20 protein-coding genes and 1 tRNA gene are annotated in these 18,794 nt (G+C 63.9%); 11 read left to right on the plus strand and 10 right to left on the minus strand.

The window, feature by feature from the left end:
- Window positions 1–5: 5 nt before the first annotated feature.
- Window positions 6–1,373 (plus strand): PHB depolymerase family esterase, encoded by a 1,368-nt coding sequence (locus PO883_RS19305; RefSeq protein ID WP_308605952.1) that lies wholly within the window; start codon window positions 6–8, stop codon window positions 1,371–1,373.
- Window positions 1,374–1,469: 96 nt separating this feature from the next.
- Here the strand turns inward: PO883_RS19305 and PO883_RS19310 are convergent, their stop codons facing one another.
- The gene (locus PO883_RS19310) at window positions 1,470–1,901 is read right to left on the minus strand and encodes a DUF29 domain-containing protein (protein WP_289311192.1); all 432 of its coding nucleotides are present in this window, start codon (window positions 1,899–1,901) and stop codon (window positions 1,470–1,472) included.
- A gap of 206 nt (window positions 1,902–2,107) precedes the next feature.
- Between PO883_RS19310 and PO883_RS19315 the strand changes: the two genes are divergently transcribed.
- On the plus strand, window positions 2,108–2,740 hold the full coding sequence (locus PO883_RS19315; RefSeq protein ID WP_289311193.1) for a hypothetical protein: 633 nt from the start codon (window positions 2,108–2,110) through the stop codon (window positions 2,738–2,740).
- 55 nt (window positions 2,741–2,795) lie between these two features.
- Here PO883_RS19315 and PO883_RS19320 read toward each other — a convergent pair whose 3' ends face one another.
- Entirely contained in the window at window positions 2,796–3,227 is a 432-nt protein-coding gene (locus PO883_RS19320; RefSeq protein ID WP_289311194.1) for a DUF29 domain-containing protein, read from the minus strand.
- Between the two features lie 139 nt (window positions 3,228–3,366).
- On the opposite strand from PO883_RS19320, the gene PO883_RS19325 reads away from it, so the two are divergent.
- A complete protein-coding gene (locus PO883_RS19325) occupies window positions 3,367–3,561 on the plus strand; it encodes a hypothetical protein (RefSeq protein ID WP_289311195.1) in 195 nt (64 codons plus the stop codon).
- A 101-nt stretch (window positions 3,562–3,662) separates the two neighbouring features.
- On the opposite strand, the gene PO883_RS19330 is transcribed toward PO883_RS19325, so the two are convergent.
- Window positions 3,663–3,878, minus strand: a complete 216-nt coding sequence (locus tag PO883_RS19330; protein ID WP_308605953.1) for a cysteine-rich CWC family protein — start codon at window positions 3,876–3,878, stop codon at window positions 3,663–3,665.
- Window positions 3,879–4,132: 254 nt separating this feature from the next.
- Between PO883_RS19330 and argB the strand changes: the two genes are divergently transcribed.
- Entirely contained in the window at window positions 4,133–5,059 is a 927-nt protein-coding gene (gene argB, locus PO883_RS19335) for an acetylglutamate kinase (RefSeq protein WP_289311196.1), read from the plus strand.
- A gap of 34 nt (window positions 5,060–5,093) precedes the next feature.
- Window positions 5,094–5,168, plus strand: a tRNA-Thr gene (locus PO883_RS19340).
- A gap of 25 nt (window positions 5,169–5,193) precedes the next feature.
- Here PO883_RS19340 and PO883_RS19345 read toward each other — a convergent pair.
- A complete protein-coding gene (locus PO883_RS19345; protein WP_289311197.1) occupies window positions 5,194–6,084 on the minus strand; it encodes a TraB/GumN family protein in 891 nt (296 codons plus the stop codon).
- Window positions 6,085–6,132: 48 nt separating this feature from the next.
- Here PO883_RS19345 and PO883_RS19350 point away from each other — a divergent pair, with 48 nt between their 5' ends.
- From PO883_RS19350 to pabB, 3 genes are read left to right on the plus strand one after another with little or no spacing between them, the layout of a single operon-like run.
- On the plus strand, window positions 6,133–6,861 hold the full coding sequence (locus tag PO883_RS19350; protein WP_289311198.1) for a pyrimidine 5'-nucleotidase: 729 nt from the start codon (window positions 6,133–6,135) through the stop codon (window positions 6,859–6,861).
- Window positions 6,862–6,889: 28 nt separating this feature from the next.
- Window positions 6,890–7,468 carry a nucleoid occlusion factor SlmA gene (gene slmA / locus PO883_RS19355; protein ID WP_289311199.1) on the plus strand — a complete coding sequence of 193 codons (579 nt, stop codon included), beginning with the start codon at window positions 6,890–6,892 and terminating at the stop codon, window positions 7,466–7,468.
- Between the two features lie 14 nt (window positions 7,469–7,482).
- Window positions 7,483–9,291, plus strand: coding sequence for an aminodeoxychorismate synthase component I (gene pabB, locus PO883_RS19360; protein WP_289311200.1), 1,809 nt, complete (start codon window positions 7,483–7,485; stop codon window positions 9,289–9,291).
- Here pabB and PO883_RS19365 read toward each other — a convergent pair.
- Window positions 9,288–9,968, minus strand: a complete 681-nt coding sequence (locus PO883_RS19365; protein ID WP_289311201.1) for a helix-turn-helix transcriptional regulator — start codon at window positions 9,966–9,968, stop codon at window positions 9,288–9,290. The genes pabB and PO883_RS19365 overlap by 4 nt on opposite strands.
- Before the next feature lie 74 nt (window positions 9,969–10,042).
- Here PO883_RS19365 and PO883_RS19370 point away from each other — a divergent pair, with 74 nt between their 5' ends.
- Window positions 10,043–10,681 (plus strand): DUF6058 family natural product biosynthesis protein, encoded by a 639-nt coding sequence (locus PO883_RS19370; protein ID WP_289311202.1) that lies wholly within the window; start codon window positions 10,043–10,045, stop codon window positions 10,679–10,681.
- A gap of 35 nt (window positions 10,682–10,716) precedes the next feature.
- Here PO883_RS19370 and PO883_RS19375 read toward each other — a convergent pair whose 3' ends face one another.
- Window positions 10,717–11,319, minus strand: a complete 603-nt coding sequence (locus tag PO883_RS19375; protein ID WP_289311203.1) for a glutathione peroxidase — start codon at window positions 11,317–11,319, stop codon at window positions 10,717–10,719.
- Between the two features lie 201 nt (window positions 11,320–11,520).
- On the opposite strand from PO883_RS19375, the gene PO883_RS19380 reads away from it, so the two are divergent.
- Window positions 11,521–12,888 carry an HD-GYP domain-containing protein gene (locus PO883_RS19380; RefSeq protein ID WP_289311204.1) on the plus strand — a complete coding sequence of 456 codons (1,368 nt, stop codon included), beginning with the start codon at window positions 11,521–11,523 and terminating at the stop codon, window positions 12,886–12,888.
- Between the two features lie 6 nt (window positions 12,889–12,894).
- Here the strand turns inward: PO883_RS19380 and PO883_RS19385 are convergent, their stop codons facing one another.
- The 4 genes from PO883_RS19385 to PO883_RS19400 form a co-directional block, all read right to left on the minus strand.
- Entirely contained in the window at window positions 12,895–13,731 is an 837-nt protein-coding gene (locus tag PO883_RS19385) for a PPK2 family polyphosphate kinase (protein ID WP_289311205.1), read from the minus strand.
- On the minus strand, window positions 13,728–14,147 hold the full coding sequence (locus PO883_RS19390) for a CoA-binding protein (protein ID WP_289311206.1): 420 nt from the start codon (window positions 14,145–14,147) through the stop codon (window positions 13,728–13,730). The genes PO883_RS19385 and PO883_RS19390 overlap by 4 nt, the downstream gene beginning before the upstream one ends.
- Before the next feature lie 71 nt (window positions 14,148–14,218).
- The gene (locus PO883_RS19395; protein WP_289311207.1) at window positions 14,219–15,613 is read right to left on the minus strand and encodes a serine hydrolase; all 1,395 of its coding nucleotides are present in this window, start codon (window positions 15,611–15,613) and stop codon (window positions 14,219–14,221) included.
- Window positions 15,614–15,780: 167 nt separating this feature from the next.
- Window positions 15,781–16,434, minus strand: coding sequence for a hypothetical protein (locus PO883_RS19400; protein WP_289311208.1), 654 nt, complete (start codon window positions 16,432–16,434; stop codon window positions 15,781–15,783).
- 402 nt (window positions 16,435–16,836) lie between these two features.
- Between PO883_RS19400 and PO883_RS19405 the strand changes: the two genes are divergently transcribed.
- Window positions 16,837–18,738, plus strand: coding sequence for a M6 family metalloprotease domain-containing protein (locus PO883_RS19405; protein ID WP_289311209.1), 1,902 nt, complete (start codon window positions 16,837–16,839; stop codon window positions 18,736–18,738).
- Window positions 18,739–18,794: the final 56 nt, after the last annotated feature.

The raw sequence follows: 18,794 nt of genomic DNA on the forward strand, positions 1-18,794 counted from the left end.
AGCCAATGAAACTCAATGAGAAACTGTTCGCGAACATGCGAGCGGCAACCAAGACCCTGATGAGCCAGGGACCGAAGGCTGCCACCAACGTCATTCATGAAGCCCTCAAGGTCTTGACGCCCCACAAGGTGGCGGCGAAGCAGGCGGCGGCGCCATCGGCAGCGCGCGACGCCGCCCCGGCGATGCGCGACCTGAATGCGGCGCCGGAACACGCCAGGCCGGCTGCGCGCGAGAGCGTGCTGCCACCTGGCGCGCCGCCGCCAGCGGGGGCGGGGGCGCAAGCGGAGTCGGCGCCAGAGGCGGCGCAGCAAGCAGCGCCGCAAGCGGGGGCGCAGCCACAGGCCGCAGCCGCGTCGGCGCAAGAGCAATACGTCAAGAATGCGGTGCAGGAAGCAACTGCGGCATTCAACAAGCTGATGCCCGACCTGCTGGCCAAGCTCGACCGTGCGGGAACGAGCGGGCATGCCGCGTTCAAGATGCCGCATTTCGACCTGCCCGGCATGCACGGCGGCGCCTCGGCTACCCCGGCCCAGGCCCTGCCCGGCAAATTTACCGACGGCAGCTTCACGAATGCGGCCGGCACCCGGACCTACAAGTTGTACGAGCCGAGCAGCTATAACGGACAGCCGATGCCGCTGGTGGTCATGTTGCACGGTTGCACCCAAGACCCGGACGACTTCGCCACGGGCACGCAGATGAACGCGCTGGCCGAGGAAATGCAGTGCATGGTCGTGTATCCGGCGCAATCGGTGCAAGCCAATTCCTCGCGCTGCTGGAACTGGTTCAGCGCGGTCGATCAGCAGCGCGGCCAGGGCGAGCCATCGATTATTGCCGGCATTACCGAGGCAGTGATGCACAAGCACGCGGTCGACAGGAGCCAGGTGTATGTGGCCGGGCTGTCGGCCGGCGGGGCGATGGCGACCATCATGGGCACCCTGTATCCGGAACTGTACGCGGCCGTGGGCGTGCACTCGGGGCTGCCGTTCGCCTCGGCCCACGATTTGCCGTCGGCGCTGGCGGCGATGAAAGGCAATGTCGGGCCGCAAAAGGCCAGCGGCAAGTCGATTCCCATCATCGTGTTCCATGGCGACAAGGATACGACCGTGCATCCGGTCAATGGCGACGAGCTGATCAAGCGCGGCGCGCATCACGAGTCGAAGGGCTTCGTCACCGAGCCGGGCCGGGTGCCGGACGGGCATGCCTACACGCGCACCGTGCACCAGCGCGCCGATGGTACGCCGCAGGCGGAACAGTGGCTGATCCACGGCGCCGGCCATGCCTGGTCGGGCGGCAACGCGCGCGGCAGCTATACCGATGGCAAGGGACCGGACGCCAGCCGGGAAATGATGCGCTTTTTCCAGACCAAGCGCTAAGGCGGCTGTCGACGGGATGACACTCCCGTCGATGGCGCGACTGGCCCGGCCGACGGCGCCGCGCTCTATTGATGAGGCAAATGCAGTCTGGAAGCCTTAATCCGGCAAAAAATGCTCAGCGAGCACCTGGACCAGCGTCCACGGGCACCTTCGCGGGAATCCGTCCAGTTCCATGTTTCCGCCCGCAATGCCCAGAGCATCCTTCCAGGCATCGTCGAGCCAATCGATATCGATCAAGGCCGACTGCAAACTGGGCATCTTGCGCAAGACGCGCCCGATGCTCACGCGCTGGTCGCCTATACTCCTTAGCAATCCACTGTCGCGCCGCTCAGGATGCAGCTTCCATTCCAGCAATTGCGCAAACAAGGCCGACATGCGCCGCCCCAGCTCGCGCTTTTCAGCCTTGGCCACGCCTTCGATTTCTTCGGCGATATTCTCAAAGTCGAGCGCCGACCACTGCCGCGCCCGCAATAAAGCGGCCTGCTGGTATGCCCAGGCCACCACGTCGGTGTCGTACAAATCTGCCATTGACCGCTCCTGTTGAAAGCCAACCCAGTCTCCGTATGGTAAGCCCAAGCGAGCCCGGCACGACTAAAAATGCCTGCTCCATGACAAGATAGTGGCGCGGGTAACGACGATGTGCAGCCAGCGGCTGGCGGCAATCCGGCTTCTTGGTGCAGGCGCGCAACATGCTACTCTGCAACATTTATCGGATACACAAAACAGGAAATGACATGGGACTTGCGATCGCACTCGGTATGCTGGCGGAACTCACTAAAGACGGTGAGGATCAGGCCGATGTGTTGCGTGCCGGGCTGGAAGCCGTCAACGCTTGCCTTGCGTCCATGGGCGCGCCAGCGCACACGGAGCCTGCGAGCATGGATAAGCTCGACAACAGATCCCACATGCGGGGTTTTCCCTATTCGTTCATCCATTTTCTGCGCCGTGCATACGCCCATCGGATGTCCGATGCCGCCTGGATCGCCACACCATTGCCTGCGGATGCGGATCCCACTGCCGACCCGGCGCTGGAGGCGCGACTGGACCAGCTGGAAAGCCACCTGGTCTGCCACTCCGATGCGGAAGGTTTCTATGTTCCTGTCGCGTTTAGCGACCCGGCTTTTCACGCCGAGCTGCCCGGCGGCATATTAGGTTCGTCCTATCGCTTGCTTGAGGAACTGATCGTGGTGGCTCCCGCTATCGGTGTCGAGCTGGCCAACAGGGCCCTGACAGACGGGGAAGCCGCGCGTATCAAGCAACTCGTCAGCAGCGAGCATGGCTTGTACCGGGAACTGTGCGCCTGGCTTGCACTGTACGAAGCAGCCCGATTGAGCATCGAACATAAGACGGCGATCGTTTTTTGTTAGCCATGCAGTGACGCATGGTGCGTCGTCATGCAATGACGGTGCGATGTTTATTCGTTCAAGCCGGCAGAAACGCCGGGTCCTGTATCTGCGCGCTGGTCCATATGGGCATGTCCGGAAACTCATGCAGGCCGGTGTCCTTGATGGCAAGCACCAGCGCATCGTCCCAACTATCTTTCAGACTATCCTCTTCGTTAAGCGCGCTCTTGAGACTTGGGACCTTGCCCAGCTTGCGAGCGATCAAGGCGCGCTGCACCTTCATCGTTTTGAGCCAGCTTTTGCTGCGCAATTGCGGCTGGAACTGCCACTTGAGCAGATGGGCAATCGGCACGGCCATCCGGCTACCCAGTTCGTGCCGCACGCTATTGCCCACGTCCTCGATCTCCTCGGCAAGATTCTCAATATCCAGCGCGGACCACCGGCGTTCGCGCAACAGCGCTGCCTGTTCGATCGACCAGGCAAGCACGTCCATTTCATACAGTCCAGCCATGATTGACTCCTTGGTACTGACAGAATTTTAGGCAGATAATCCCATCAACCTTCGACGCGCCTCAATCGTGCGCTAGCGGGAAGGGGGAACTTGAACGCGTTCGTGTGGTCCTAAAAAATTCGACCGATGCGGAGGCCCCATGTTTGCATTCCTGACGACTATTTCCGAAGAAGACCTACGACGTGTTGTGGCAAAACTGTCCAGCAAGGCCGTGACCACATCACCGCTCTCTCCACGCAGCCAGGAAATCCTCAAATCGGTGCGCTTTACCTCGCACGAGATGAAACAGGCAGGAATCATCGCCAGCGTGAAGATCGCTGCGAGAAGTAAATGACGCAAGTTGACGGCATCAACCGAGAAGGTGGTCGGCCTCCGCGCCCCCCCCCCCCCACGCAAGCCGGCGTTGGGAGAGCCCGTCTCCACGCCGTCCGCGCCTCAGGAACGGGAGTAGCAATCGGGCGCAGGCTGATCCATGGAATCTTTCCGGGCCTCGATATGGGCCTTGAGGCAAGCCGGGCACCAGCAAGCGGCCGCGCCACCCTCGACCGGCACCGCCACCACCGGCGGCATTTCCGTGCACCAGCACGGCCCCGGAGTGCCATCGGCCATGGCGCAGCCGAACTGCGCCCCACAGCGGCTACAGCTACTCATGGCGCGCCGCTTTCCGGCGCGCTCGGCCACAATGGAAGAAGACAAGGTCGGGCGCTGCCATTCATGGGCATGTTTCCTGATCAATTGATGCGCCGCCAGCGGCGCCGCAAAAGGGGGCGAAAGGGTGGATGGGATTCATTTAAGCCCAGCCTAACGGATCAAAAATGAAAATACAACAAGATAGCCCTATAATGCCCACAAGCTTCTCCCAGTTGCCTGTAAAATCCCGCAAAATTTCATTTCCCGGACCCGCCATGACCGCTCCTTTGCCCAAACTGAAGACCGACCATCAAGACGACCTGACCGCGGTTTCCCCGCAGATCAAGGCGCAGATCCTGGCCGAGGCACTGCCGTATATCCGCAATTTCCATGGCAAGACCATTGTCATCAAATACGGCGGCAATGCGATGACCGACGAGCGCCTCAAGCATGGCTTCGCGCGCGACGTCATCCTGCTCAAGCTGGTCGGCATGAACCCGGTCGTGGTGCACGGCGGCGGTCCGCAGATCGACAACGCCCTGAAAAAAATCGGCAAGCAAGGCAGCTTCGTGCAAGGCATGCGCATCACCGATGAAGAAACCATGGAAGTGGTCGAATGGGTGCTCGGCGGCGAAGTCCAGCAAGATATCGTGATGCTGATTAACCACTACGGCGGCCAGGCTGTCGGCCTGACCGGCAAAGACGGCGGCCTGATCCGCGCGCGCAAGATGGCCATGCCCGACAAGGAAAACCCGGGCGAGTTCCTCGACATCGGTTTTGTCGGCGAAATCGACGCCATCAACCCGGCCGTGGTCAAGGCGCTGCAGGACGATGCCTTCATTCCGATCATTTCGCCGATCGGCTTCGGCCAGGATGGCCAGGCCTACAACATCAATGCCGACGTCGTCGCAGGCAAGATCGCGGAAATCCTGAAAGCCGAAAAGCTGATCATGATGACCAACATCGCCGGCGTGCAAGATAAAAAAGGCAACCTCGTGACCGACCTGTCGGCGCGCGAGATCGAGGAGATGTTCGCCGACGGCACCATTTCCGGTGGCATGCTGCCTAAAATTTCATCGGCACTGGACGCGGCCAAGTCGGGCGTGAACACCGTTCACATCATCGATGGACGAATTGAGCACTCTTTGCTGCTCGAAGTCTTGACCGAACAGGCTTTTGGCACTATGATCCGGTCGCACTAAAATTTTTGTGGCGGCATCAGCCGCCAACAGTTCCGCCCTTTTAGCTCAGTGGTAGAGCACTCCCTTGGTAAGGGAGAGGCCACGTGTTCAATCCACGTAAAGGGCACCATCCTTCTTCGCAGCACTCTCCCCCATCAGTACACCCGCTCGACCCGCAGTCCGCGCGCGCCCAGCAATGCCGGTACGCTGTTCTTGCCGATCAGATGCAAGACCCCGATTGCCGCCACGCTCTTGTCCTGTTTCACCAGCAAAGCCGCCAGCTTGTCCGCCAGCGGGCCGTTGCGTTCGTCCAACAGAATTTTTTGCATGAATTTGCCGGACACGCTGGTGTCGCTCTCCACCTTGGCCGCCACCGCATCGAGCCCGGCCTTGTCCGCCGAACCCCAGGCATCGACGATCTGGCGCATTTCGGCGCGCTGCTTGCCGGACTCCATCATGTCCACGCTCTCTTCCAGGAACTTCCACTGTTCCTCCACGCCCAGCCGGTCGAACATCGCGAACTGGGCGCTGATCGATTCGAGCTCGATCACCGGCACCTTGCTCGCGCGCGCCATCTGCGCCAGCTTGAGGTCGACCGCCAGCTCGGCCTGGTAACCCTCGGAGGCGTACTCGGCCAGGGTCAGGGTGGTCGCCACCAGCCATGGCTTGAAGCGCGCCACGGCGGCCGGATCGATCTTCGCCTTTTTCAGGGCCTGTTCCACGCGCTTGCGAAAGGCCGGCGAGCGATCCTGGAAACCGGGCTTGCCGGGTGCGAGCAAGGCATGCGCCTGCATCGCCGCACCCAGCCTGGCCGGGTCCTGCAACAGGTCCACTTCCAGCGCCAGCGCCGAGGCCTCCTTCACGGCGGTGGCGATGCGCGGCTCAAGCGGATAGAACTCCGGCAAGCCCACATGCATGGTGCCGAACAAATACATCGTATGGCCGCTGCCGCTGATCTTGAACAGCGCGCCGCGCTCGGCGCCCCAGGCCGCCGGCAGGGCCAGCATGAGCAAACTCAGGAACACCACTATAATCGGACGTCTCATGCCTTATTTCCTTGTTGGTTCGCTCTCGCGTTTTTAATCAGGTCCCCTGTGTCCAATCTTACCCGCTCCGCCCCGCTCTGGTTGTTTGATCTCGACAATACCCTGCACAACGCCTCGCACGCGATTTTCCCCACCATCACCGCCAACATGAACGTGTTCATCGCGCGCGTGCTGGGCGATGGCGTCACGCCCGCCAGCGCGGACGTGGTCAACGCCGCCCGCCTCGACTACTGGAAACGCTACGGCGCCACCCTGCTCGGGATGATCAAGCACCACCAGGTCAGCGCCGCCGACTTCCTGCACCAAACCCACCACATCGAGCGGCTGGAAGACATGATCCGCTACGAACGCGGGCTGGCGCGCCTGCTCAGGCGCCTGCCCGGGCAAAAAATCCTGCTGACCAACGCGCCGATCCGCTACTCGACCGACGTGATGCGCCATCTGGGATTGCGGCGCCACTTCAGCCACCACATCGCCATCGAGAACATGCATGTGCACGGCCAGCTGCGGCCCAAGCCGTCCAAGCTGATGCTGCGCCGCCTGCTGCGCAAGCATGGCGTGGCCGCGCAGCGCTGCATCCTGGTGGAAGACACCCTGGCCAATCTGCGCACCGCCAAACAGGTGGGCATGCGCACCGCCTGGGTCACCCAATACCTGCGCATGACGGACCCGATCGGTGTTGCGCCGTTGCCAAAAAAGTTAAAACGCCCCGCTTATGTCGATGTCAAAGTAAAATCCGTGCTTCAGTTGCCGAGATGCATGAATCGACTGCGCTGACATCGTCAACCCACCTCATCGAGAACACATGGCAAGCACCAAGCCGGGCCAGCGCAAGCTGCAAATCCTCCAGGCTCTGGCCACCATGCTGGAGCAGCCCAAAGGCGAGAAAATCACCACGGCGGCACTGGCAGCACGGCTGGACGTATCCGAAGCGGCGCTGTACCGCCACTTCGCCAGCAAGGCCCAGATGTTCGAAGGCCTGATCGACTTCATCGAATCGAGCGTCTTCGGCCTGATTAACCAGATCGCCGAAAACGAACCGGGCGGCGTCGACCAGGCGCACGCCGTGCTGCAGATGCTGCTCGGCTTCGCGGTCAACAATCCCGGCATGACGCGCGTGCTGATCGGCGACGCCCTGGTCAACGAAGACGAGCGCCTGCAACTGCGCATGAACCAGTTCTACGACAAGGTCGAACTGGCGTGCAAGCAGTCGCTGCGCCTGGCCGTCACCCAGGGACACGGCAAGGAAGCCGACGTCGCCGCGCGCGCCAGCCTGCTGGTAAGCTACGTGGTCGGGCGCTGGCACCGCTACGCCAAGAGCGGCTTCCGCCACAATCCGACCGAGGGCACGGCCCTGCAGATTTCCCTGCTGCTGGCGCCCTGAGCGCCTCTACGCCGATGAATGCCGTGGACTGCTTTGCCCTGCTCGACGACGCCACCGGCGCCGGCTCGCGCCTGTACACAGGCCATGCGGGCGAGCTGCGCTGCGACGACGCCAGCGCCTGGCCGGACCTGCTGGCGCAGTTGCAGGCGGCGCTCGGACGCGGCCTGCACGCGGTGGCGGTCCTTCGGTATGAACTGGGCGGGCAGCTGCTCGGGATCGGCACGCACCCGGCCAGCGGGGCGCTGGCGCAGCTGCTGCTGTTCGATACCTGCACCCGCCTGTCGTCAAGCGAGGTGACGGCCTGGCTGGCCGCGCAGGCGGCGGCCCGGGATGGCCCGGCCGGCATCGGCAAGGTGCACGCCAACGTCGACCAGGGCGCGTTCAGCGACGCGCTGGCGCGCATCCACGACTACATCGCCGCCGGCGACACCTATCAGGTCAACTACACCTACCGCCTGCACTTCGACGCCTTCGGTTCGCCCCAGGCGCTGTATGCCCGCCTGCGCGCGCGCCAGCCAGTGCCCTACGGCGCCCTGATCACCCTGCCCGACGGCGGCGCCGTGCTCTCGCTCTCGCCCGAACTGTTCGTGCGCCACCAGGACGGTGAGCTGCTGGCGCGCCCGATGAAAGGCACCGCCCCCGCCAGCGACGACGATACCGAGAATGCGCGCCGCGCCAGCGCGCTGGCGGCCGACGCCAAGAACCGCGCCGAAAACCTGATGATCGTCGACCTGCTGCGCAACGACCTCGGACGCATCGCCGTCACCGGCAGCGTCGAGGTGCCGGCGCTGTTCGACGTGCAGCGCTTCGCCAGCGTGCTGCAGATGACGTCCACCGTGCGCGCGCGCCTGCGCACGGACGCCACGCTGGCCGACATCGTCGCGGCGCTGTACCCGTGCGGCTCGATCACCGGCGCGCCCAAGCGGCGCGCGATGGAAATCATCCGCGAGCTCGAACCGGCCGCGCGCGGCGTCTACACCGGCGCCATCGGCTGGTTCGAGCCCTGCGCCACGCCGGGGGCGATCGGCGAGTTTTGCCTGTCGGTGCCGATCCGCACCCTGACCTTGCAGGCGGAACACGGCGGCACACGGCGCGGCGAGATGGGCGTGGGCGCCGGCATCGTGTACGACAGCGACGCCGCCGACGAATATGCCGAGTGCCAGCTCAAGGCACGCTTCCTGACCGGCCTGCAAAATGACATCGAGGTCTTCGAAACCCTGCACGCCACGCGCGAAGATGGCTGCCGCCACCGCACGCAGCACCTGGCGCGCATGGCGGGGTCGGCGCGCTACTTCGGCTTCGCCTTCGATGAAGCCGCAGCCCACGCTGCGCTGGACGGCGCCTGCGCCGCGCTGGCGCCCGGGGTGGCGTCGCGCATGCGGCTCGCGCTTGGCCCGTCCGGCGCCTTCAGCGTGCAAAGCGGCGCGCTGGCCGCGCTGGCGCAACCGGTGCGCGTACTGCTGGCAGACGACGCGACGCATGCGGACGACCTGTTCCTGCGCCACAAAACCAGCGTGCGCACGCGCTACGACGCGGCCTGGCGTGCGGCCGAGGCGCAAGGCGCGTTCGATATGCTGTTCTTCAACGAGCGCGGCGAACTGACCGAGGGAGGCCGCAGCAATGTGTTCGTGCAGGTCGACGGCCGCTGGCGCACCCCTGCCCTGGGCTGCGGCCTGCTGCCCGGGATCATGCGCGCGCTGGTGCTGGCCGACGCGCGCTGGGATGCCGAGGAAGGCATCGTCACGCGCGCGATGCTGGCGCGCGCCACCGGCCTGATGGTCTGCAATGCGCTGCGCGGGCCGATGATGGCGGTGCTGGCCTAGCAGGCCAGCCAGACGCGCAAATCCTGTTCGCCGGTATCGCTGAAGGCGACCACGCGCGAGTCGAGCGAGCGTCTGGCCCGGCCGATTTCCTCGAAGCGTGCCAGCAGCGCGTCGCCCAGTGCCCCGGCCAGGTGATGGCGCCGCTCGCTCCAGTCAAGACAGGTGCGGCAAAAGGCGCGCCGCGTGCCGGCCGCCGCTGCCGGGTCGACGCCGATCGCCTCGATCATGGCGCTGCCGGCGTCGCTCAGGTGCAGGCCATCCGCATCGGCAATGAAGGCGCCGTGCGCCAGCAGGCGCTCATACACCAGCACACCGAGTTCGCCGGCCAGATGGTCGTAGCACACGCGCGCCTTGCGCAAGGCCGGCTCGCGCGGGCTGGAACGCAGGCGCAGCGCGCCGGTGCGAAAGGCGACGTTCATGAGCGACTCGAGCAGTTGCGCCACATCGTCGTCGGCCAGGCGGAAGTAGCGGTGACGGCCCTGCGCTTGCACCGCGAGCAGGCCGGCGTCGACCAGTTTGGCCAGGTGCGCGCTGATGGTCTGCTTGGTGACGCCGGCGATGTCGGCCAGTTCGGTGGCGGTGAGGGCCATGCCCGACATGAGCGCGGTCAGCACTTCCGCGCGCGCGTGATCGCCGATCAGGGCGGCAATGCCGATAATGTTGGGGCCGTCTTTCATGGTTCGATGGTAGCCGAACCGTGCAGGCCGCGCAAGCTTGTATAGTAGCCGTATCGACCAACGAGAGAGCGGCCATGGAACTGATCCGATACCTGAGCGATGGCTTCTTCACGGAGCAACAGCTGCTGGCGGTGTCCGGCATCGACGCCGGCGAGCTGGCGGCGCTGCAGCAGCGCGCGATGATGCCGCGTCCCTCCTATCGGCTGCGCCTTAACGTGAGCTGCGAGTCCTTCTTCGGCATGCACCAGGAACATACGCAGCTCGACTATTACGCCAAGGGCTACGCCTCGTGGATCGGGCTGTTGCACTCGCTGGGCGGCGAGGGCGAAGCCTTTCGCGTGTTCGCCGAGCGCTACCGCGCCCGCCTTGCGCAACTCAAGGCCGCCGGCCTGTGCACCGACAACCCCAAGCTGGGCGCGGGCCTGGACCAGCACCTGCGCGAAGAGTGGCGCCACTTCCTCGACGGCACCTATGGCTTGTGCACCAAAACCGGCTTACCGGAGGAAATCGCATCGAAGGAACTGGCGACGATGATCATCCGCGAGATCATCGGCAAGCCCCTGGAGCAGGGGCTGTCGACCCGCGACCGGATCTGCCTGACCCTGGCGGTCGACCTGCTCGACACCGCCAGCAGCCAGTTCGCGCCCCATGAAAAGGAGCGCAGTTCGCGCCATGTGCTGATCGATGAAGTGCGAAAGGCGTATCAATTGTGAGCGCCGCCGCCGGTGCAATCCGGCGGGCTGGCGGTTCAGCCGCCGAGGGCTTGCTCGATCTTGCCCACGAGCTGCTTGTCTTCCGGCGTGACCTTGCTCGGATAATGTTCGATGACCTTGCCGTTACGGTCGATCAGGTACTTGGTGAAGTTCCATTTCGGCTCCTTGCCGGTGGCCTTGATCAACTCCGCATGCAGGGGATTGGCGGCCGCGCCCGTGACGGAGCTCTTGGCGAACATGGGGAACTTGACCCCGTAGGTGTTGTAGCAGAAATCGGCGATTTCCTTGGCATTGCCCGGCTCCTGCTTGCCGAAGTCGTTCGATGGAAAGCCCAGCACCACCAGGCCCTTGGCGCCGTATTTGGCGTACAGCTTTTCCAGCCCCTCGTACTGCGTGGTGTAGCCGCAGTAACTGGCGGTGTTGACGACGAGTACGACCTTGCCGGCGTACTGGCACAAGTCCTGCGGGGCCTCGTCCTGCAAGCGCTTGAAGCTGTGTTTGAGCAAGGCCGGGCAGCTTGCTGCCGGCGCAGCGGCGGGGGCGGAGACACTGGCAGCCGGTGTTTGGGCCCGGGCCGCTGCGCTCGTCAGTACAACCGCCGACAGGCTGGCCAGGAGAAGTGCCGAAATCTTGATCATTGTCGTTTCCATGCGATGGGGAAGAGGGAGTTCATTCTATGCCAATTCGGGCGCCTTCGCCCGGCGCGGGCGCGGCACTGGACAAGGGCTGCACGCATGATAAAGCGGCCATCTTGCCTGAAAAAACAGCAAATATTTGATACTGAATGTAATTCCATGTGGCAATACTTGCTATCATGTGTTCATCTTTTGGAGAGCCCCATGCAACGCGCCAGCCTGAGCACCAGCGTCAACCAGCACTACCTGAACAAATTGATGAGCCTGACCGAGGTGATGGATGTCGCCGCCAGCGAAGACATCATCGATATCCGGGGCATGAAGCTGGTGGCCAAGGGCGCCAGGCTGACCCGCGCCCAGCAGGACACCCTGGGTGCCCACAAGCTGAAAAAGACCCTGGAGTCGTCACTGAGCGCGGAAGGAGGCGCCGACACCGGCCTGATCGTCGAGATGGCTACCCGCATCCTCGACAGCAGCGTACCGATCAGGCGCATCCTCGGCAGCAGCGCCGGCCGCGGCGCCTCGCCGCTGGCGCTGCTGGCGAACATGAAGTTCGGCCATGCCATGCGCATGATGCTGACCCTGACCGACCGCGACGGACCGCAGGCGCTCGAACACAGCGTCACCGTCAGCCTGCTGTCGATCGGCATGGCGAAAAAGCTGGCGCTGTCGAACGACGAGCAGCTGGCGGCGGCGGTGGCCGGCATGCTGCACGATATCGGCGAACTGTATATCGATCCGGCCTACCTGGAGCCGGGCAAGCGCCTGCTGCCGCACGAGTGGGCCCATCTGGTGGTGCATCCGCGCATCGGCCAAATGCTGATCACTGAACTGGAAGCGTATCCACCGTCGGTCGCGCGGGCGGTGTCGGAACACCACGAACGGCTCGACGGCACCGGCTATCCGCGCCAGTCGGCAGGCGGCCTGATCAGTGGGGCGGGGCTGGCCGTGTCGGTGGCGGAAATGATCGCCGGCGTGCTGCACAAGGATTATCCGCTCGAACGCGCCGAACTGGCGCTGAAGATCATTCCGGGCGAACATCCGCACCATTTGCTGTCGGCCATTTCAGGCGCCTTGCGCAACCAGCCGGCCAACCACCCGGTCACGCCGCCCAAGCCCGAAGAGAGCGACGACGCCGCCATCGCGCAGCTGTGGCAGCGCATCGGCGCGTCCTTGCAGGCGGGCGAGCAGCTACTGCACGGCAAAAACCCAAGTTCGGCGCGCGCCACGGCCCTGGTCGAACGCGCGCTGGCGCGCATCCGCACCATCGAGCGCGCCTTCTTCAGCACCGGGCTGGACGCCTACATGCAAAACAACCACGGCTTGCACGACCAGGGCGATGGCGCGCTGGAGTTTGAAAAGGTCGTCGCCACGCGCGAAATCACTTGGCGCCTGCGCGATATCGCGCGCGACCTGGCGCTCAACACGGCCGACGCGCCGGGCGAGCGCGACCAGCTGGCGGCCCTGATCGGCATGCTCGACAACGGCATCGGCGGCGCCGCCGTGGCCCCGGCACCGCAGCCGTTGATGCCAGCGTTGCAGCCGCCGTTGCGGATCGTGCGCGCGGTCTGAGCGGACTTACTCGACCTTCAGTTTCGACAGGCGCGGATCGGTGTCGGGGAAGCTCAGTTCCAGCGATTCCATGACTTCGAGCAGCAGGCTGGCGATCAGCAGGTTGCGGTGGGTCTTGGAGTCGGCCGGGATGATGTACCACGGCGCGTGGTCGGCATCGGTGGCGCCGATCGCCCTTTCGTAGGCGTCGCGATAGTCATCCCAGCGCTTGCGCTGGACCAGATCGTTTTCGTCGAACTTCCATTGCTTTTCCGGGTCGTCCAGGCGCGCCTGCAGGCGCCGGCGCTGCTCATCCTTCGAGATATGCAGGAACACCTTGACGATCACCGTACCGGTTTCGGCCAGCATGCGTTCGAAATCGGCGATGTGGGCGTAGCGGCGCTTGCATTCCTTCTCGTCGATCAGCTTTTGCACGCGGGTGACCAGCACGTCTTCGTAATGGCTGCGGTTGAAGATGGCGATCTCGCCGGCGCCCGGCACATGCGGATGAACGCGCCACAGGAAATCGTGCGCCGCTTCGTCCAGGCTGGGCGCCTTGAACTGGGTCGCATTCAAGCCCATCGGGTTGATGCGGCTGAACAGCACGCGCACCGTGCCATCCTTGCCCGAGGTATCCATGCCCTGCAGTACCAAGAGCACTTTTTGCTTGCGCTGCGAATACAGCATCTGCTGGTGCAGCGCGATCTTCGCGGTCAGCGCTTCGGTCAGGGCCCGTTCGTGGGCCTTGATCTGCTCCTTCGATCTGGGATGCTTGCCGCCGGACTCGCGCAGCGGCGTGGCGCCGGCATCGTCCTCGCGCAACTTCAGGCCGGCCGGCGCGCGGAAGCGGGTGCGCGCCTTCATGCCGCGGCGGCGCTGCGCGCGTGCTCGATTTTCATGCAATGGTCCATCACCACGTCGAGCCCGGCCGCCGCGGCCAGGTCGGCCGCTTCCTGGTTGACCACGCCGAGCTGCATCCACAGGCAGCGCGCGCCAGCGTCGATGGCTTCGCGCGCGAGCTCGAGCATGGCCTCGGAAGTGCGGAAGCAATCGACGATATCGATCGGGCCGTCCAGGGCGGCGGCGGCCTGCGCCAGGCTGGCGTAGACCGGCACACCAAGGATTTGCTGGCCGGCATAAGCAGGATTGACACCCAGGATGCGGTAGCCTTGCCGCTGCAGGTAGGCGGCCACGCCATGGCTGGCGCGCTCGGGCCGGTTCGACAAGCCGACCACGGCAATCGTCTTGCTGTCTTTCAGAATATCGGGGATGGAGGTCATTGTGCTCGCCAAGTTAGATGTCAGGCCAGCGTAGCAGATTTGCCGCATCCGGGGGTGGCCGCATGCGTCAGTCAGGGCGCGCCGACGCGCTCGTTGATCAGCTCCGAACCCTGGCTGTGGACCACCACATGGCTTACTTCCCCCTTGGCATTGCGCGCGAACACGATGGTGGTCAGCGAATCGGGCATGAAGAAGCCATCGTTGGCGTATGGGGTCAGGGTGATCGGCTCGCGGTTGCTGCGCTGCATGACCAGCTTGCCATTGTCGCGCTTGAAGCTGCGCGTGGCGTTGGCGTCGATGCGATAGGTGCCGGCATAGGCGTCGAGCAGGGCATCGCCGATCTTCACGGCCTTGAAATCGGGGAAGGGATTGCCGATGGCGATGGCTGCGGCCTTGCTGGCGACCATTTCGGGCTGGATTTTGGCGTCGTCGCTATTGGTCAGGACCGCGACGTAGATTTTTTGCTGCGGCAAGCGCAGCGCATAGGTGGAAAAGCCATTGATGCCGCCGCCATGCGACACCATCGGCACGCCGCGCAGCTTGCCGATCTGCCAGCCGTAGCCATAGTTGGTCGGTTTGCCGTCGGCCAGCACATAGCCGGTGGTCGCCTTTTGCCAGGTGGCCGGCTTGAGCAGCTTGCCGGCGGTAATGGCCGCATCCCAGCGCGCCAGATCGTCCACGGTCGACACCAGCGAGCCGGCCGCGTAAGGCTGCGACATGCTGAGCGGCTTGGATGAGGTGACGCCGAACCAGCCTTTGGTGTGGCCGGCCGCGCGCGGGCCGGGATTGCGTTCATGGCCTTCGTAGGCGCTGTGCTGCATGTCGAGCGGCTTGAAGATGCGCTCTTCGACAAATTTGGCGTAGGGCTGGCCGGAGATTTTTTCGATCACCGCGCCGAGCAGGAAGTAGCCGGAATTGTTGTAGGAAAAGCGCGTGCCGGGCTCGAAATCGAGCGGATCGTTCTTGAAGGTATCGATCATGCCCGACACGCTCATGTGGTTGGTGGAATTGCGCTCAAAGCCAGCCCGGCTGGTATAGCTGACGATGCCCGAGGTATGCGTGAGCAAATGCTCGATGGTGATGCGCTTGGCGCGCGTGGGGTACTCCGGCAGGAATTTGGTGATGTCGTCATCGAGCGCCAGCTTGCCTTCATCGAGCAACATCAGGATGCCAACGGCGGTGAACTGCTTGGTGATGGAACCGAGCCGCAGGGCCGTGTCGGGGGTCATGGCCTTGCCCTTGGCGACGTCGGCCATGCCGTAGGCCTTGCGCAGCACGGTCTTGCCATCTTGCGTGACGATGATGGTCGCGCCGGGCGCATCGGCTTTGTAGTAGGGGGCGATGGCGGCGTCGATGCGGCTGGCCAGCGCTTGCTCGCTGGCGGGACGCGCGGCGTCCTGCGCCAAGGCGGCGGGCGCGTGCAGTGCAACAAGGGTGGCGAAGCAAAGGGCGGAAAGCTTGAACATGCGCAAAAGTCCTATGGTCTGGGTTGATCGGCAGCGGCAGACCAGACTATAGGCGCGGCGCGCCCGCCTGGGTGCGCCGCTGCGACGAACTGCAAAATAACAATCTCAAACGGTGCATCCGCCCGACGGCCGGCGCGCGGCGCTGCCGCCGCGCGCGCCTGTTCGCTTCAGCGGTCGGTGAACACGTCGTTCCAGCTGGCCCGTTCCGGCGCGGTCTGGGTTTGCAGATAGCCGACGTTGGCGACCTGGATGCGGGCGATTTCGTTGAGCGCTTCTTCCGAAAAGCCGGCGCGCTTGACGCCGCGGTCCTGCATCGATAGCGAGTGCAGGTACTGGTGCAGGTGGCGCGGTTCGGTGCAGAACAGGCAGATGCGTTCCCACACGTGCGGATACAAGGTTTTCAGCGCGCCCTGCGGTGCCATGGCGGCCAGCGCTTCGAGCGTCAGGGTAGTGGCCGCGCGCGGCTGGATGATGGTGTCGACCACCGGAACCGCATCGGTGTGCTCGTGCTCGCCCAGGTGCGAGGACGGACCACCCTCCTTGGCCATGTTTTCAGCCGAATAGTCGGCCAGCGCGCGCAGGGTCTGGTCGGTCGACGGCAGGTTATCCCTGGGCCAGCTGAAGCGGCGGATGCCGGCGCTGGCCATCAGGGCCGCAATCGGGATGATATCCGGATTGGCGCCCGGCGCCGGCGGCACGGTCAGTTCGATCACGAACAGCAAATGCAGGCGGGCGTCGAAGACGGCATAGTCGACCCGCCGTCCACTCAGGTGGTGCTGGTGGCTGCTCTTGATCTTGGGATCCGGATTGCTCGGGATCATCAATTTGCTCAGCGGGATGTCGGGAAAAATGTAGCACTTCGGCAAGGCGCGGCGCAGACGGCCGTAAAACGCTTTTTGCTCAGTGCCGAAAAAGCGCCGCTTCGTAAACGAAGGGACAGCCTCGGGAGGTTTCTTTAACAGGCGGTTCAACATGGCGACAACGGCCCTGATCGTGGTTCAAGTCAGTAGTGTGTATTTAATAATCCTAATGCACAAGAAGAAAGCCGGGGAAAGTGAAAATATAACATGTCCGCGCGGAAATATCGTCCTTGCCGGGATATGCATGGCGGGTATGTCCAGCGCGTACTTACGCCGGTTTCAACGTGTTGACAGCCGAAATATGCCAAGACGATCCTTTATGCAGCCTGCATACTTGCCATTTTTATAATGACGGAGACGTGAATGAGTTTCATTAAAGCAAGTGTCAGGGTAGCGGCCGGCATGGCGCTGTCGCTGGCGGCGGTAACTTCCCAGGCGGCCATTCCCTACCAGGGCCATACCTACGAATTCCGCCAGCCGGGCGGCGAAAAGCTGAAAATCCGCCTCGACGGCAACGATTACTACGCCGAACAGCGCACCGAAGATGGTTCGCTGGTCGTTTATGATAATGCGAAACGCGGTTTTTGCTACGCACACGTGAACGCCACCGGCGACCAGCTGGTCTCGAGCGGGGTGCTGGCCACCAACGTCAAGCGGCGCACCGTCAGCATCGCGGCGGACAAGAGCGAGCCGGGCCTGAGCACGGCGGCCAAGGCGCGCCTGGCGCAGCAGCGCTACCAGCAAATGCACGGGCGCCCGCTGGAACTGGCGCAGCGCACGACTGCCGCGATGATGGCGCCGACCGCCTCGGCCAGCGCCGCCGTGAGCGGGCAGATGCGCGGCCTGACCGTGATCATCGATTTCTCCGACGCCCCCGGCACGATCACCAAGCCGCAAGTCGAATCCTTCCTCAACGACCCGGCCTACACCGGCTTCGGCAATGCGCAATCGGTGCGCGGCTACTTCCTGGCCGTCTCGGGCAACAAGCTCGACTACAGCAATACGGTCACGCGCTACTACCGCGCCAAGCGTCCCAAGAGCTACTACGCCGACGCCAGCCTCGATAGCGGCACGCGCTCGCAGGAATTGATCATGGAAGCGCTGAACTGGGTCAAGAGCAGCGAAAGCTTCGATTTTTCCACGCTCAGCCGCGACAGCACGGGCCACATCCTGGGCTTGAATTTCTTCTATTCGGGCGAAGCGGACAGCCCGTGGTCGAAAGGCTTGTGGCCGCACATGGGCTGGCTGGGCGAGCGCTTCTGCAGCAACGGCGCCTGCACCGGCAGCTACCAGATCACCAACATGGGCAAGCAGCTGGCGATCGGCACCTTCGTGCATGAATCGGGCCACTTGATCATGGGCTGGCCCGACCTGTACGACTACGATGGCAGCTCGCACGGCTCGGTGGCCAACTTTTGCGTGATGGGCTTCGGCGGCGTGGGCTACGAAAGCCAGTTCCGTCCGACCCGGCCGGCCGGTTTCCTGCGCTACCTGGCCGGCTGGGACAGCGTGACCGAACTCAATCCGGCGATCAACCGCAATGCGCCGACCGGACGCCTGAGCCAGAACGCCAGCGGCCATGCGCTGTACCGCTGGAGCAACCCGGCCAACGCGGCCGAAGCGTTTTACGTGGAAGCCATCCACAAGAGCGCACAGAACCTGTACCAGCCCGACCAGGGCCTGGCCGTGTTCCACATCGATCCGGCCGGCACCAACACCAACGAATGGCATCCCTACATCCAGCTGGAGCATGCGGACGGCAGGCGCGATCCGGAAAACAATGTGAACCGGGGCGATGGCGGCGACCTGTTCGACGGCGTGGCCACGCGCGCGTTCAACAACAGCGTGCCGAACGCGCTGGCGTCCAGGGGCACCAATTCGCGCTGGTGGAATGGCTATGCATCGGGCTTTGCGCTGTCCAACATCAGCGCGCCGGGCACGACGGTGTCGTTCGATGTCGGCGTCACCGTGCCGGCTGCGGATGTCTACAACGGCACCCTGGCCAACCAGGCCGAAGCGATCCATCCCAACCCATGGTTCGAGTACAAGGGCGGCACCCTGGGCGCGCTGCTGGCCGGTCCGGCCGGCACCGACTTCGACCTGCGCATCGAAAAATGGAATAACACGGCGTGGGTCAAGGTGGCCGAATCGGCCGGCGAAACCTCGCAGGAAAAGCTCAGTTACGTGGCCGCGGCCGGCTATTACCGCATCATCGTCGCGTCCTACAGCGGCGCCGGCAACTACAAGCTCACCGTGACCAAGTAAGCGAGTGCTCACACTTGCCGGAGTTGGAAGCGCTGCCGGCGAAAAGTGTGGCTTTT

Source organism: Massilia sp. DJPM01 (genome assembly GCF_030348125.1).
In the GTDB taxonomy this organism is placed as follows: Bacteria; Pseudomonadota; Gammaproteobacteria; order Burkholderiales; family Burkholderiaceae_D; genus Telluria_A; species Telluria_A frigida.

Bases quoted from the DNA above. Each gene is read 5' to 3' on its own strand.
- PO883_RS19390 (WP_289311206.1), bottom strand. From the start codon at position 14,147: ATGACCTCCATCCCCGATATTCTGAAAGACAGCAAGACGATTGCCGTG.
- PO883_RS19385 (WP_289311205.1), bottom strand. From the start codon at position 13,731: ATGAAGGCGCGCACCCGCTTCCGCGCGCCGGCCGGCCTGAAGTTGCGC.
- argB (WP_289311196.1), top strand. From the start codon at position 4,133: ATGACCGCTCCTTTGCCCAAACTGAAGACCGACCATCAAGACGACCTG.
- slmA (WP_289311199.1), top strand. From the start codon at position 6,890: ATGGCAAGCACCAAGCCGGGCCAGCGCAAGCTGCAAATCCTCCAGGCT.
- PO883_RS19305 (WP_308605952.1), top strand. From the start codon at position 6: ATGAAACTCAATGAGAAACTGTTCGCGAACATGCGAGCGGCAACCAAG.
- PO883_RS19370 (WP_289311202.1), top strand. From the start codon at position 10,043: ATGGAACTGATCCGATACCTGAGCGATGGCTTCTTCACGGAGCAACAG.
- pabB (WP_289311200.1), top strand. From the start codon at position 7,483: ATGAATGCCGTGGACTGCTTTGCCCTGCTCGACGACGCCACCGGCGCC.
- PO883_RS19315 (WP_289311193.1), top strand. From the start codon at position 2,108: ATGGGACTTGCGATCGCACTCGGTATGCTGGCGGAACTCACTAAAGAC.
- PO883_RS19395 (WP_289311207.1), bottom strand. From the start codon at position 15,613: ATGTTCAAGCTTTCCGCCCTTTGCTTCGCCACCCTTGTTGCACTGCAC.
- PO883_RS19380 (WP_289311204.1), top strand. From the start codon at position 11,521: ATGCAACGCGCCAGCCTGAGCACCAGCGTCAACCAGCACTACCTGAAC.
- PO883_RS19345 (WP_289311197.1), bottom strand. From the start codon at position 6,084: ATGAGACGTCCGATTATAGTGGTGTTCCTGAGTTTGCTCATGCTGGCC.
- PO883_RS19405 (WP_289311209.1), top strand. From the start codon at position 16,837: ATGAGTTTCATTAAAGCAAGTGTCAGGGTAGCGGCCGGCATGGCGCTG.
- PO883_RS19320 (WP_289311194.1), bottom strand. From the start codon at position 3,227: ATGGCTGGACTGTATGAAATGGACGTGCTTGCCTGGTCGATCGAACAG.
- PO883_RS19375 (WP_289311203.1), bottom strand. From the start codon at position 11,319: ATGATCAAGATTTCGGCACTTCTCCTGGCCAGCCTGTCGGCGGTTGTA.
- PO883_RS19325 (WP_289311195.1), top strand. From the start codon at position 3,367: ATGTTTGCATTCCTGACGACTATTTCCGAAGAAGACCTACGACGTGTT.
- PO883_RS19365 (WP_289311201.1), bottom strand. From the start codon at position 9,968: ATGAAAGACGGCCCCAACATTATCGGCATTGCCGCCCTGATCGGCGAT.
- PO883_RS19400 (WP_289311208.1), bottom strand. From the start codon at position 16,434: ATGATCCCGAGCAATCCGGATCCCAAGATCAAGAGCAGCCACCAGCAC.
- PO883_RS19310 (WP_289311192.1), bottom strand. From the start codon at position 1,901: ATGGCAGATTTGTACGACACCGACGTGGTGGCCTGGGCATACCAGCAG.
- PO883_RS19330 (WP_308605953.1), bottom strand. From the start codon at position 3,878: ATGAGTAGCTGTAGCCGCTGTGGGGCGCAGTTCGGCTGCGCCATGGCC.